This window comes from Streptomyces roseirectus, from assembly GCF_014489635.1.
In the GTDB taxonomy this organism is placed as follows: Bacteria; Actinomycetota; Actinomycetes; order Streptomycetales; family Streptomycetaceae; genus Streptomyces; species Streptomyces roseirectus.
Genome location: NZ_CP060828.1, coordinates 3,789,592 through 3,803,581, shown reverse-complemented (window position 1 = coordinate 3,803,581; position 13,990 = coordinate 3,789,592). Strand labels below are relative to the sequence as shown.

Genomic DNA, 13,990 nt, shown 5'->3' with positions numbered 1-13,990 from the left:
GGCACGCCTGTGCCGTCGGGGCATTCGTTTATCGCGGCCTTGGGCGTATAACGGCACAAGACGCTCAAAGGCTTATCCGATCGGATGATCTCCGGCAAGTGACGCTTCCTCAGGAGGACAAGTGGGACGACTCTTCGGTACCGACGGCGTGCGCGGGGTGGCCAACGCGGATCTGACGGCCGAGATGGCGCTCGGGCTGTCCGTCGCGGCGGCGCATGTGCTCGCCGAGGCGGGAACGTTCGAGGGACACCGGGCCACGGCTGTCGTCGGACGGGATCCGCGGGCGTCCGGGGAGTTCCTTGAGGCGGCCGTCGTCGCGGGGCTCGCGAGTGCCGGGGTCGACGTCCTGAAGGTGGGCGTGCTGCCGACGCCGGCCGTGGCCTATCTCACGGGCGTACTCGGGGCCGACCTCGGGGTCATGCTCTCCGCGAGCCACAACGCGATGCCCGACAACGGGGTCAAGTTCTTCGCGCGGGGCGGGCACAAGCTCGCGGACGAGCTGGAGGACCGGATCGAGGCGGTGTACGAGGCGCACCGGCACGGGGAGCCGTGGGAGCGGCCGACCGGGGACGGGGTCGGGCGCGTGCGGTCCTACGACGAGGGGTTCGACCGGTACGTCGCCCACCTCATCGGCGTCCTGCCCAACCGGCTCGACGGGCTGAAGATCGTCCTCGACGAGGCGCACGGGGCTGCCGCTCGGGTCTCGCCGGAGGCGTTCTCGCGGGCCGGGGCGTCCGTCGTCACCATCGGGGCCGAGCCGGACGGGCTCAACATCAACGACGGGTACGGGTCTACCCACCTCGACAAGATCAAGGCGGCGGTGCTGGCGCACGGGGCCGACTTCGGGATCGCGCACGACGGGGACGCGGACCGGTGTCTTGCCGTCGACCACACCGGTGAGGAGATCGACGGGGACCAGATTCTCGCGGTGCTCGCGCTGGCCATGCGGGAGCGGGGGGTGCTGCGCAGCGACACCGTTGTCGCGACCGTCATGTCCAACCTCGGGTTCAAGCTCGCGCTTGAGCGGGAGGGGCTGTCGCTCGTGCAGACGGGGGTGGGGGACCGGTATGTGCTGGAGGCGATGAAGGAGCACGGGTACGCGCTCGGGGGGGAGCAGTCCGGGCACGTCATCATCCTCGATCACGCGACCACGGGGGACGGGACGCTCACGGGGCTGATGCTGGCGGCGCGGGTTGCCGAGACCGGGAAGTCTCTGCGGGAGCTGGCCGGGGTGATGTCCCGGTTGCCGCAGGTGCTGATCAATGTGCCTGATGTCGATCGGGCTCGGGTGTCCACGTCCGCGGAGCTGGCGGCCGCTGTTGCCGAGGCCGAGCGGGAGTTGGGGGCCACCGGGCGGGTTCTGCTGCGGCCGTCCGGGACCGAGCCGTTGGTTCGGGTGATGGTGGAGGCGGCTGATCAGGGGCAGGCGCAGTCTGTGGCGTCTCGGTTGGCCGATGCGGTGAAGTCGGCGCTGGGGTAAGGGCCGGGGCGGTTCGGGGTGGGGGGTTCTGTGGTGGTCGGGCCGCGGGTTCGTCGTGGCTTGTCGCGCAGTTCCCCGCGCCCCTAAAGGACGTGGTTGCTCGCCGGTTTTGAAGGCGCGGGTGTGTTGTGGCTTGTCGCGCCCGCGCGGCGGTAGCCGCAGATTGATACAGCCCCGCGCCCCTGAAGGACGTGGTTGCTCGCCGGGTTTGGGGGTGCGGGTGTGTTGTGGCTTGTCGCGTCCGTGTGGTGGTGGCCGCAGATTGGTGCAGGCCGGCGCTTCTGAACTGCGTGGTTGCTGGTCGTTTTCGCGCTCAGCGTTGTTTTTTCCAGAGCCATTTTTGCGCCAGCAGTGTTGCTACTCCTGCCAGGACAATGCCCAGCAAGTTCAGCAGGAGCTGGATTGTTGAGCCCCAGGTCTGGCGGGGGTCGCCGTAGGTGAGGGCTACTGCGGCGTTGGCGGCTGCGGGGACTGTGGTGACGGAGATGGCCACGCCTACGAGGGCGCCGGATTTGGCGGAGGTGAGGGAGAGGGTGCCGGCGGCGCCGGCGAGGAGGGCTACGACGAAGCTGAAGGCGTCGGGGGCGTAGACGAAGTCGGTGTTGGGGCGGGCGCCCTCCAGGTCGGACTCGTGGAAGAGGTTGGCCGCGTTCATGAGCCAGCTGAAACCGACGGTGAGGACCATGGCCACGGCGAAGCCGACCAGGAGGGCCGTGAGGGCTCGGGCCGCCAGTTTGGGGGCCTTGCGGACGATGGACGTCGACAGGGCCGCCAGGGGGCCGAACTCCGGGCCCACCGCCATCGCGCCGACGATCAGGATCGCGTTGTCGAGGACCACACCGCACGCGGCGATCATCGTGGCGAGGGTGAGGAAGGCGACGTAGGTCAGGGAGAGGGTCGACTCCTCGTGGGTGGCGTCGGTGAGGTGCTCCCACAGCACCGCGTCCGCGCCTTCGCCGGGCGCCTCCGCCTCGGCCTTGTCCGCGCGCAGGGACAGGGAGAGGTCGATGTTCTCCACGGCGATCGAGCCCGTGCGGTCCAGGCCCAGGGACCGGAGGGACGCGAGGAGCTGGTCGCCGGCCTCGCGGGCGACGTCGCACATGACCACGTCGCCCGAGGGGTTGCGGGCGGCGCCGGGCAGGACGACGAGGTGGGTGGTGCCCACGGTCTTCTCGATCAGGCGGACCGCGTCGTTCGTCGTCTCGGGCGGGGTGATCAGGCGCAGGTGCAGCATGGCCGGCTTTCAGAGTTTGCGCAGGTGCAGGCGTTGGACCTTGTGGTCGGGGCCCTTGCGGATGATCAGGGTCGCACGGCCGCGGGTGGGGGCGATGTTTTCCAGCAGGTTGGGTTTGTTGATGGTGCGCCAGAGGCCGCGCGCGTAGTCGATGGCCTCGTCCTCGGAGACCTGCGTGTACTTGCGGAAGTAGGAGTCCGGGTCCTGGAAGGCCGTCGCCCGGAGTTTACGGAACCGGTTGAGGTACCAGCGCTCGATGTCGTCCGCCGCGGCGTCGACGTACACGCTGAAGTCGAAGTAGTCGGCGAGACCGACGCGGGTGCGGCCGTCCGTGCCCGGCAGGGCGGGCTGGAGGACGTTGAGCCCTTCGACGATGAGGATGTCGGGGCGGCGGACGGTCAGCTTCTCGCCGGGGACGATGTCGTAGATGAGGTGGGAGTAGACGGGGGCCGTCACCTCGTCCTTGCCCGCCTTGATGTCGGCGACGAAACGGGTCAGCGCGCGGCGGTCGTAGGACTCGGGGAAGCCCTTGCGGGACATGAGGCCGCGGGCCTCGAGGTCGCGGGTGGGCAGGAGGAAGCCGTCCGTCGTCACCAACTCGACGCGGGGGTGTTCCGGCCAGCGGGACAGGAGGGCCTGGAGGAGGCGGGCGACCGTCGACTTGCCGACGGCCACCGAACCGGCGACCCCTATGACGAACGGCGTCCCCGACTGGGAGCCCTGTTCGCCGAGGAAGGTGTTGAGGGCGCCGCGCAGGCCGTCCGTCGCGCCGACGTAGAGGTTGAGCAGGCGGGAGAGCGGGAGGTAGATGTCCCGCACCTCGTCCAGGTCGATGACGTCGCCCAGGCCGCGCAGCTTCTCGACCTCCTCGGCCGTCAGCGGCAACGGCGTCTTGTCCCGCAGGGCACTCCACTCGGTGCGGGTGAGGTCGACGTAGGGAGTCGCCTCCGGCCTGTGCCGGTGGGCGCTCCGGGGGATCGAGGAGACCGGAGAGATCACAGTCCATTGTTAACGGAGTTTGAACGCGTCGGTTGGTGGGGTCCGTCACTCCGGGGTCCGTATCGCGTACAACCGTTCCTGTGTGTCGGCTGTCCAACAGGTCACTTCGGGCCACATGGGAGAAGAGGGGGCGCGTCATGCGTCGTGGGCTGGGAGTGGTGCGGGGGCTGGCGGTGGGGGTTGTGGCGGTGCTGGTGGGGGGTGTGGGGGTGACGGGGGCGGGTGCCGAGACGGCTTCGCCGTCGCCGTCCGCGTCTCCTGAGGGGCGGGTCGTCGGGCCCGTCGATGTGCGGGCGTCGTTGAGTGCGCCGCCGGGGGACGTCGCGCCGGCGCAGCGGGTTTTCCTGGCGGTCGGGGCGGACGTCGTCAGCGGGGCGCCGGAGAAGCTGTCGCTGGTGGTCCGGTTGCCGGCCGGGCTGGAGTACGTGTCCAGCCTGGAGGATCCGGCCGAGACCAAGGAGTGCGTGAACGCGCCGGACAAGCGGAGTGTGACCTGTACGTCGCAGTCCTCGCCGGCCCGGCCGCTGGCGTACCGGTTGCAGGTGATCGTCGGGAGTCACCTCAAGCCGGGCACCGATCTGCCGGTCACCGTCACCGCCGCGACCGGGGACGAGCCCGACACCCACCCCGCCGACAACACGGCCTCGACGACGCTCCAGGTGCGCAGGGGCGCCGACTTCGGGGTCGAGTGGGTCTCGCCGAAGACGTCCGTGAAGCCGGGGGAGTCGGTCACGACGAAGCTGGTCGTCACCAACCACTCCGACCGGACGACCTGGGGGCCCGGCGGCGTGGAGATGTCGACGCTCGCCAACGACTACCGGCTCTGGCCCTACGAGCAGCCCCCGCCGCCGTGCTGGGCCGACAGCTACCACCTGATCTGCGAGTGGGAGAAGGCGTTCGCGCCGGGGGAGAGCCGCACGTACGTCATGAAGTGGCGGTTCCCGAAGGAGAGCGCGGGGAGAACCGTGCGGGCGTCGGCCGAGACGCTGTTCGACGACCCCGAGGATCCGGTTCCCGGCAATGACGAGGACGAGTTGGTCTTCAAGGTCGCCAAGCTGCCCGGTGGGGCCAAGCCGTCGCCTTCGCCGACTCCGACTCCGACTCCGTCGCCGGAGGTCTCTTCGTCCGCCTCCGCCTCCGCGTCCGCGTCCGCGCCTTCCGTCGCCGGGGGCGGGGGGAACCTCGCGGAGACCGGGGCCGGGGTCGGGCCGGGGATGCTGGGGTGGGCCGTCGGGCTGGTTGTCGTCGGGGGTGGGCTGTTCGGGCTCGTGCTCGGGTGGAGGCGGGGGTGGGGGCGGTGAGGCGTCGGTGGGCCGGGCTTGTGGCGGGGGCGGCGGTGCTGGCGTTGGGTTCGGGGCCGGGGGCTTGGGCCGAGGAGTCCGGGGTGCCGTCGCCGTCGCCGTCCCCGTCGGTGTCGCCGTCGGTGTCCGGGGTGCCGTCGCCGTCCGTGTCGGGATCGCCGTCGCCGTCCGCTGACTCCTCGTCTCCCGCGCCCAAGGGCAAGGCCGGTATCGACGCGACCGCGCGGATGTGGCCGGATCTCGGGTCCGTGTGGGCCGGGGAGACGTTCGGGATCTGGGCGATCGCGGAGAACCTGTTCGAGACGACGCCGTCGCTGGTGTTGCGGCTGACGTTGCCCGAGGGGGTGACGTATCTGGGGAACATGGCGGGGCAGACGAACGGGACGTGTGCGCCGTCGGGGGGCCGGACGCTGACGTGTGTCGCGGACGACGGGAACACGAAGCAGGTCATGGCGAAGGTGCGGGTGAAGGTCGCGGACGGGCTGCCGCCGATGACGAAGCTGGACTTCCGGGCCGCCGCGGACATCGGGGACGCCGTGGACGGCAACCCGGCGAACGACGTGGACGACTGGACGATCAGGGTGATGGAACCGGCCGACGTGGGCGTCACGTGGAGCATGTCGCCGGCGGGGCCGGTCGCGGCCGGCACGGAGGTGCGGACCGTGTTCACCGTCACCAACCACGGGCCCGGGGTGTCGGGCAGCGGGACCGTGAAGTTCTATCCCGGGTTCGACCACTGGCCGACCTCGATGCCGTCGTATCCCCCTTGCTGGGTGGACCCCGGTGTGATCATCTGTGACCGCATGGGCGATCTGGCGCCGGGGGAGACCTTCTCCTACTCGTTCACGTGGAAGTTCCCGAAGAAGGCCGCGGGGACGACGTACCGGGTGCGGGGGGAGCTGTACTCGGCCAGCCGGCACGACCCGGTCTCGGCCAATGACCAGGCCGAGGCGGTGTTCCGGATCGTGAAGCCGAAGCCGACACCGAAGCCGACGCCGTCCAGCGGGCCCACGCCATCGGGTTCCTCCTCCGCGCCGCCCGCGCCCGCGCCTTCGGTCGCCGGGGGCGGCGGGAGTCTCGCGGTCACCGGGAGCGGGGGCCTGGGGGCGGTCGGCTGGGGAGCGGTGGGGCTCGTGGGGGTCGGCGGTGCGCTCTTCGGAGCGGGATGGACCAGGGCGCGACGACGTGCTCTGGACGAGAGATAGTCAGGGGAGACATCTGATGTACGCACGTGGGGGACGCGTCGCTGTCGCGGCCGGGGCGGCGGCGTTGACGCTGCTCGCGGGGCCGGGGGCTTGGGCGGCGCAGGGGGAGTTGGGGGCGGGGGCCGGGACGGAGGCCGGGGCTGGGTCCGGGGCGGGGGAGGTTTCGGGGACGGTGCCCGCGCCGGACGCCGGGTCCGCGCCCGCGCCTGTGCCCGCGCCCGCGCCGGACGCCGGTTCTGCGCCGGCGCCGGGGACCGAGCCCGGTCCGGGTACCAAGCCCGCACCTGAGCCGGGGACCAAGCCCGCGCCGGAACCGGGGACGAAGCCCGCGCCCGAGCCCGGCACCAAGCCCGCGCCCGACCCGGGTACCAAGCCCGCGCCCGAGCCGCTGGACGTCGAGGCGCGGCTGTACCCCGACTCGGACTTCGTCGCGCCCGGCCGTTCGCTGGGCGTCCGGGCGATCGCCGGCGTCAACACGGGGACCGTGCAGAGGGCCGGCCTCACGCTGTCGCTGCCGCCCGGTGTCACGTACGTCAAGGACATCGACGACGCGACCAGCGGATCCTGCAAGCCGTCGGCCGACGGCCGGAGCCTCAGCTGCACGCCGAACGGCGGGGTCGGGGAGGTGTCCGCGTACGTCGAGCTGAAGGTCGGCGCGGACGTGGCGCCCGGCACCGTGCTGACGTTCACCAACACCGTCGACATCGGGGACGCCGTCGACAGCAAGCCGGAGAACAACGTCAGGACCGAGAAGGTCACCGTCCGGACGCCCGCCGACCTGGGCGTCAAGTGGACGACGAAGCCCAAGGGGCCGGTGAAGGTTGGTCAGGAGGTGCTGACCGAGGTGACCGTCACCAACCACGGCCCCGGCGCGGCGCCGCTGGACGCGGTCAGCTTCTGGATGGGCTTCGACCACTGGCCCGTCAAGTCGCCCGGATACCCGCCGTGCTGGGCCGACCCGGGCACCATGATCTGCGACGTCTTCCGCGAGCTGGCCCCCGGCGAGACGCTGAAGTACGCCTTCACCTGGAAGTTCCCGAAGACGGCCGCGGGCACGGAGTACCGGGTGCCGGCCAGCCTCTACTCGGCCAACCCGCTGGACCCGAACCGGGCGAACGACAAGGACGAGCTGGTCTTCAAGATCGTGAAGGCGGGGACGCCGAAGCCGAGCCCCAGCCCGAAGCCCAGCGGCAGCCCCACGCCGACGCCGACTCCCTCCCCTTCGTCCGCGCCCTCACCGGCCGGCGGCAGTGGGCAGCTCGCGGCGACCGGGGCCGGGATGCCGGTGGCCGGGCTGACGGCCGGGGCCGGGGCGCTCGTCCTGACCGGCGGCGCGCTGGTGGTGGCGCGACGGCGGCGCTCGTCGTGAGGTGAGCGGGTCTTTCTGAGCTGAACGGAGTTCCCGTCGGGGTGCGCTTCGCGTGTCGAATCCCGGCGGGAATTTCCGAATTCGGGCACGCTGAACCCTGTTTCGACGCCCGAACAGGCTTAGGCTGCCGCGCATGTGCGGAATCGTGGGATACGTGGGGTCTCAGTCGGCGCTCGACGTCGTGATGGCCGGGCTGAAGCGGCTGGAGTACCGGGGATACGACTCGGCCGGGGTCGCCGTGCTGGCGGACGGGGGGCTCGCCGCCGCCAAGCGGGCCGGGAAGCTCGTCAACCTGGAGAAGGAACTCGTGCACCGGCCGCTGCCGGCCGGCGGGACGGGGATCGGGCACACGCGGTGGGCGACACACGGCGGGCCCACCGACGCGAACGCCCACCCGCACCTCGACAACGCGGGCCGCGTCGCCGTCGTCCACAACGGCATCATCGAGAACTTCGCCCTGCTGCGCGCCGAACTCGCCGGGCGCGGGCACGAGTTGGGGTCGGAGACCGATACCGAGGTGGTCGCGCACCTGCTCGCCGAGGAGTTCTCGGCCTGCGCGGACCTCGCGGAGGCGATGCGGCTGGTGTGCCGGCGTCTGGAGGGCGCGTTCACGCTGGTCGCGGTGCACGCGGACGAGCCGGACGTCGTCGTCGGGGCCCGGCGCAACTCGCCGCTGGTCGTCGGGGTCGGCGAGGGCGAGGCGTTCCTCGCGTCGGACGTCGCCGCGTTCATCGCGCACACCCGGTCCGCGATCGAACTCGGGCAGGACCAGGTCGTCGAGCTGCGCCGGGACGGGGTGCGCGTCACCGGGTTCGACGGGGCGCCGGCCGACGTCCGCTCGTACCACGTCGACTGGGACGCGTCCGCCGCCGAGAAGGGCGGCTACGACTACTTCATGCTCAAGGAGATCGCCGAGCAGCCGAAGGCCGTCGCGGACACGCTGCTCGGGCGGATCGACGCGTCCGGGTCGCTCACGCTCGACGAAGTGCGCATCTCCGCCTCGGAGTTGAGGGAGGTCGACAAGGTCGTCATCGTCGCCTGCGGGACCGCCTTCCACGCCGGGCTCATCGCGAAGTACGCGATCGAGCACTGGACGCGGATCCCGTGCGAGGTGGAGCTGGCGAGCGAGTTCCGGTACCGGGATCCGATCCTCGACGGGCGGTCGCTGGTGATCGCGATCTCGCAGTCCGGGGAGACCATGGACACGCTGATGGCGCTGCGGCACGCGCGCGAGCAGGGGTCGAAGGTGCTGGCCATCTGCAACACCAACGGGTCGACGATCCCGCGCGAGTCCGACGCCGTGCTCTACACGCACGCCGGGCCCGAGGTCGCCGTCGCCTCCACCAAGGCGTTCCTCACGCAGCTCGTCGCCTGCTACCTCGTCGCGCTGTACCTCGGGCAGGTGCGGGGGACGAAGTGGGGGGACGAGATCCAGGCCGTCGTCCGGGATCTCGCGGAGATCTCCGGGGAGGTCGAGCGGGTGCTCGAAACCATGGAGCCCGTACGGGAGTTGGCGCGGTCGCTGGCCGGGAAGAACACGGTGCTGTTCCTCGGGCGGCACGTCGGGTATCCGGTCGCGCTGGAAGGGGCCCTGAAACTCAAGGAGTTGGCGTACATGCACGCCGAGGGGTTCGCGGCGGGGGAGTTGAAGCACGGGCCCATCGCGCTCATCGAGGCCGATCTGCCGGTCGTCGTCGTGGTGCCCTCGCCCCGGGGGCGGTCCGTCCTCCACGACAAGATCGTCTCCAACATCCAGGAGATCCGGGCGCGGGGGGCGCGGACGATCGTCATCGCGGAGGAGGGGGACGAGGCGGTCGTCCCCTACGCCGACCATCTGATCCGGATCCCGGCCACGCCGACGCTCCTCCAACCCCTCGTCGCCACCGTGCCGTTGCAGGTGTTCGCGTGTGAGCTGGCGACGGCTCGGGGGAACGAGGTGGACCAGCCTCGGAACCTGGCGAAGTCGGTGACGGTGGAGTAGGGGGTGCGTCGACGGGGGCGGGCCGCCTACCCGGTGACGTCCCGCCACGCCGTCGGGAGGGCTTCCGCGACCTCGTACGCCGTCGTCGGGGCGCCGTCCGCCGCGTAGCGGCCCGCCAGGCCGTGGAGGTAGGCGCCCACGCTGCCGGCGTCCCTCGCCGGGAGGCCGGCGGCCAGGAGGGAGCCGGTCAGGCCCGAGAGGACGTCGCCGCTGCCGGCCGTCGCCAGCCAGGGGGTGCCGGTCGGGTTGACGCGGACGGGGCCCTCGGCGTCGGCGATCAAGGTCGTCGCGCCCTTCAGGAGGACGGTCGCCCGGTAGCGGGACGCCAACTCGCGTACCGCCCACAGGCGTTGGGACTCCACCTCCTCGCGGGTGACACCCAGGAGCGCGGCGGCCTCGCCCGCGTGCGGGGTGAGGAGGGTGGGGGCGGTGCGGCGGCGGACGGCGCCGGGGTCGGCCAGGCGCAGGCCGTCGGCGTCGATCAGGACGGGGACGTCGTCCAGGGCGAGGACTTCCGACACCGGGGCCTGCTCGTCGCCGGCGCCCGGTCCCACCACCCATGCCTGGACGCGGCCCGCGTGTTTCGGGCCCTTGTCCGAGATCAGGGTCTCCGGGAAGCGGGCGAGCACTTCGGCTGTGGCGGGGCCCGTGTAGCGGACTGCGCCCGCGCCGCCCCGTAGCGCGCCGGCCACGGCGAGGACGGCTGCGCCGGGGTAGCGGTTCGAGCCTGCCGCGATGCCTACAACTCCCCTTCTGTACTTGTCGCTTGTAGCGCCGGGGTGGGGGAGGAGGGCGGACACGTCGGGGTGCTGGAGGGCTTCCGCCTCGGGGGGCGGGAGGGTCAGGCCGATGTCGACCAGGTGCACCACGCCGGCGTGCTCCCTCGCGGGGTCGATCAGGAGGGCCGGTTTGTGGGTGCCGAAGGTGACCGTCAGGGTGGCGTGGACGGCCTCGCCGTGGACCTCGCCGGTGTCCGCGTCCACGCCGCTCGGGAGGTCCACGGCGACGATGGGGACGTGGTGGTGTTCGGCCGCGCGGATCAGGTCTGTGGCGGGGGGTCGTAGGCCGCCTCTGCCGCCGATGCCCACGACTCCGTCGATCAGCAAGTCGGCCTGTTTCAGGGTGTGTTGTGCGTTGTCGGGGGTTGTTGTCCGGCCGCCTGCTCTTGTGAACGCGGTCAGGGCCTGCTGGTGGGTGCGGTCCGGGGTGAGGAGGATCGCCGTCACCGCCGCGCCCCTTCGGGACAGGCGGGCGCCTGCGTACAGGGTGTCGCCGCCGTTGTCTCCGCTGCCTACGAGGAGGACCACTTTGCGGGCGTAGACCTTGCCCAGCAGGTTTGCGCAGGCGGTGGCCAGGCCGGCGGCTGCGCGGTGCATGAGGGTGCCGTCGGGGAGGCGGGAGATGAGGGTTTGCTCGGCTTGGCGGACGGTTTCCACGCGGTGGGCTGTGCGCATGGGTCCAGTTTGCATCGGGGCGCGGTTCGGGGAGGGAGGCTGGGGTGCTTCGGCGGGTGCGGGTGCGTTGTGGTTGTTCGCGCCCACGCGGCGGTAGCCGCACATTGATACAGCCCCGCGCCCCTGAAAGACTGGGTGCGGATCGGTTTTTGGGTGCGGGTTGTTGCGGAAATCCCTTGCGCCTCCTCCCCAACTTGCCGTTACCATCGGGGCGATGACTACTCCTTCTCTTGTGAGATTGGGGGCCCCGTCCGCTTTTGGTGAGTGCTGATGGCAGCTCATCTTTTGGACGGCATCCCCTTCTGGTCGCGTGTGCGGCGTTATGCCGTGCCGCCTTTGATGGTCGAAATCGCTACGGCTCGCCGGGTGGTCGGTGACTGGGCCGGGGCCTGTGCCGCGGCGCGTGTGGATGTGGACCTCGATGTCGGGGCCGCGAAACGGGCGTACGGGGCGGGGCTGGTGGGTCTGGTTCGGGACGATCTTCGGCATCTCGCGCCTGATCTGCTGCGCTGGCATCTTCCCCGGGTCGCGCCGGACGGTCTGTTGAGGCCGGGGCTGACGATTCCGTTGAGCCGGTATGACGTCGGTGACGGGCGCTTCGTGCATCTGGTCGTGCGGACGCCGCCTGCCTGGGCGGACGCCGGTCAGCGGGTCAGTCTCGCGCTGTGGGACGGTGATCTCGCCGGGGATCCTGTCGCGCGCCTGCATCCACATCCTCACCCCAGCCGACGGTTCCGGCTCGACCTGCACCGGCATCTGTGGGACGCCCGCAGGGTCGGTGAGTTGGCGGAACGGGCCGCCGGGGACGACCAGCACGCGACGCGGCGTTGGCCTGTCGAGGCTGCGCTTCTCCTCGCGGCGGAGGGGTGGCCGGCGGGGGAGGTCGAGGTTCGGGTGGGTGGGGGGCGTCGGGTGGTGGTGGATACGCGGGGGGATCCGGCGGGCGGCGAACTGGGCTTCCCTGCGCGCGAGTTCGCTCGCTGTCCCGAACTTCCGCTCCCCGTGCGGGAGTTCACCCGTCCCGCCGCGCTCCCTCTCCTCCCCGACGCCGCTACCTGGCCCCTTCCCGACCTCGTGTTGCTTCGGGCCGGCGCCATCGAAGCCGACGGTCTGCATCCGCTGGTCGCCGGGGCGTTGGTGCCGGGGTATGTGCGGGCGGCTGCCGTGGCCGGTGATGACGGGCATCGGTACGTCGACTGCCGGGGGTCCCGGCATCGGATCGGGCTCGTCGGCGGGGTGCTCTCGCCGCTCGATCACGCGCCGGAGGAGCTGCGCAGGGAAGAGCTGCTGATGGCGTTGACCGGGACGCCGTTGCCGTGTCTGCGGGTGATCGACGAGGCGCACCGGCGGCCGGAGTGTCTGTCCGGTGTGCGGGAGCGGCTGGAGCACGGAGACATGGCCGGCGCGCTCGCCGTCGTCGAGGAACTGCTCGGGCCCGAGGCGGTGTTGCGGGACGGGCCGTTGCGGGACGCGCTGGCGGAGGCGGCCGAGCGGAAGGTCGCGTACGGGGTGTACCGGGCGGGGTTGAGCGCGGGCGCGCCCGAACGGAGCCTCGGTGACTGGACGGGGCGGCGGAAACGGGCGCGGCGGTATGCGCGGCGACCGGTACCCAAGTTGTAAGGCCCAGGAATTAGTTCTCGAGTTTTAGCACTCCTTTTCCCCTCGCACCCCGATTGGTGATCACCCATGCCTGAAAACACCCAACTCTCCCTCGCCGACGATCTCTTGGCCCTCCTCTCCGACACCACCACCGAACCCCGCCCCGATCAGCAGCTGGAGGCGTTGACGCTGGCGGTCGCCGCTGATCTGCCCGTGTTGTTGTGGGGTGAGCCGGGGATCGGGAAGACGGCGGCGTTGAATCAGCTCGCGGAGTCGTTGGAGCTGCCGTTGACGACGGTCATCGCGAGTGTCCACGAGCCGTCCGACTTCGCGGGGTTGCCTGTCGTGGGCGACGACCCCGCCGTGCAGGGCGTGCCGATGGCCCCGCCCGACTGGGCCGTGCGGCTGGTGCGCGCCGGGCGGGGGCTGCTGTTCCTGGACGAGCTGTCGACGGCGCCGCCCGCTGTGCAGGCCGCGTTGCTGCGGCTGGTGCTGGAGCGGCGGATCGGGGCGCTGCGGCTGCCGCCGGGCGTGCGGATCGTGGCCGCCGCGAACCCGCGTTCCTCGGCGGCGGACGGCTGGGAGTTGAGCGCGCCGCTCGCCAACCGTTTCGTCCACCTCCAGTGGGTGCACGACCACGACGTCGTCGTCCGGGGACTGGGCGGGACGTGGCCCCGGGCGAGTCTGCCGGTGCTGGATCCCGGGAAGCTGGCGGGGTCGGTGGAGTATGCGCGGCGGGCGGTGTGCGGGCTGCTCGCCGTCCGTCCGAAGCTGGTGCATCAGATGCCGAGCGCGGAGACGCGGCGGGGTGGGGCGTGGGCGTCGCCGAGGAGTTGGGACATGGCGTTGCGGCTGGTCGCGTTCGCGACGGCGGCGGGGGCGTCCCGGGAGGTGCTGTCGATGCTGGTGCGGGGGACCGTCGGGGACGGGCCCGGTCTCGAACTCCTCGCCTGCGTCGACCGGTTGGACCTTCCCGACCCCGAGAGCGTCCTCGCGGACCCGGCGAACGCCGAGCTGCCCACGCGCGGTGATCTCCGGCAGGCGGTGCTGGACGGTGTCGTCGAGGCCGTCCGTTCCCGGCCGACCCGGGCGCGCTGGGACTCCGCCTGGGCGGTTCTCGTCCACGCGTTGGAGACCGGCGCGCCGGACCTCGTCGTCGTCCCGGCCTCGACGCTGGCGTCGCTGCGGCGGGAGGAGTGGGACGTGCCGGTGGAGATCGAGCGGCTGGCGGGGGTGGTGGCGTTGTCGCGGGGGGCGGATCGGGCGGCGGCGAAGGTGCGGGCGGGGGCGGGGAGTTGAGGGGCGCGGAGGGTTCCCCGCGAACCCCTTCTTCGCAAACCTCTTCTTCGCGAACCCCCTCCTTGCGAA

10 protein-coding genes are annotated in these 13,990 nt (G+C 71.6%); 7 read left to right on the top strand and 3 right to left on the bottom strand.

Annotated elements, in window-relative coordinates:
• Positions 1 to 121: 121 nt before the first annotated feature.
• Positions 122 to 1,480 (top strand): phosphoglucosamine mutase, encoded by a 1,359-nt coding sequence (glmM, locus tag IAG44_RS15760; protein ID WP_187747752.1) that lies wholly within the window; start codon positions 122 to 124, stop codon positions 1,478 to 1,480.
• A gap of 313 nt (positions 1,481 to 1,793) precedes the next feature.
• On the opposite strand, the gene IAG44_RS15755 is transcribed toward glmM, so the two are convergent.
• Both IAG44_RS15755 and coaA read right to left on the bottom strand, forming a co-directional pair.
• Complete coding sequence (locus IAG44_RS15755) at positions 1,794 to 2,714, bottom strand: DUF389 domain-containing protein (RefSeq protein ID WP_187747751.1); 921 nt, start codon at positions 2,712 to 2,714, stop codon at positions 1,794 to 1,796.
• Positions 2,715 to 2,723: 9 nt separating this feature from the next.
• A complete protein-coding gene (coaA, locus tag IAG44_RS15750; RefSeq protein WP_187747750.1) occupies positions 2,724 to 3,713 on the bottom strand; it encodes a type I pantothenate kinase in 990 nt (329 codons plus the stop codon).
• 137 nt (positions 3,714 to 3,850) lie between these two features.
• On the opposite strand from coaA, the gene IAG44_RS15745 reads away from it, so the two are divergent.
• The 4 genes from IAG44_RS15745 to glmS all read left to right on the top strand — a co-directional run bounded on the left by IAG44_RS15745 (position 3,851) and on the right by glmS (position 9,569).
• Positions 3,851 to 5,014, top strand: a complete 1,164-nt coding sequence (locus tag IAG44_RS15745; protein WP_187747749.1) for a hypothetical protein — start codon at positions 3,851 to 3,853, stop codon at positions 5,012 to 5,014.
• On the top strand, positions 5,011 to 6,219 hold the full coding sequence (locus IAG44_RS15740; protein WP_187747748.1) for a hypothetical protein: 1,209 nt from the start codon (positions 5,011 to 5,013) through the stop codon (positions 6,217 to 6,219). The genes IAG44_RS15745 and IAG44_RS15740 overlap by 4 nt, the downstream gene beginning before the upstream one ends.
• Before the next feature lie 16 nt (positions 6,220 to 6,235).
• Positions 6,236 to 7,588, top strand: coding sequence for a hypothetical protein (locus IAG44_RS15735; RefSeq protein WP_187747747.1), 1,353 nt, complete (start codon positions 6,236 to 6,238; stop codon positions 7,586 to 7,588).
• 133 nt (positions 7,589 to 7,721) lie between these two features.
• A complete protein-coding gene (glmS, locus tag IAG44_RS15730) occupies positions 7,722 to 9,569 on the top strand; it encodes a glutamine--fructose-6-phosphate transaminase (isomerizing) (protein WP_187747746.1) in 1,848 nt (615 codons plus the stop codon).
• Between the two features lie 26 nt (positions 9,570 to 9,595).
• On the opposite strand, the gene IAG44_RS15725 is transcribed toward glmS, so the two are convergent.
• Positions 9,596 to 11,023 (bottom strand): NAD(P)H-hydrate dehydratase, encoded by a 1,428-nt coding sequence (locus tag IAG44_RS15725; RefSeq protein WP_187747745.1) that lies wholly within the window; start codon positions 11,021 to 11,023, stop codon positions 9,596 to 9,598.
• 270 nt (positions 11,024 to 11,293) lie between these two features.
• Here IAG44_RS15725 and IAG44_RS15720 point away from each other — a divergent pair, with 270 nt between their 5' ends.
• The gene (locus IAG44_RS15720; RefSeq protein ID WP_246561758.1) at positions 11,294 to 12,643 is read left to right on the top strand and encodes a hypothetical protein; all 1,350 of its coding nucleotides are present in this window, start codon (positions 11,294 to 11,296) and stop codon (positions 12,641 to 12,643) included.
• Positions 12,644 to 12,709: 66 nt separating this feature from the next.
• On the top strand, positions 12,710 to 13,921 hold the full coding sequence (locus IAG44_RS15715; RefSeq protein WP_187747743.1) for an AAA family ATPase: 1,212 nt from the start codon (positions 12,710 to 12,712) through the stop codon (positions 13,919 to 13,921).
• The last annotated feature ends 69 nt before the right edge of the window (positions 13,922 to 13,990 follow it).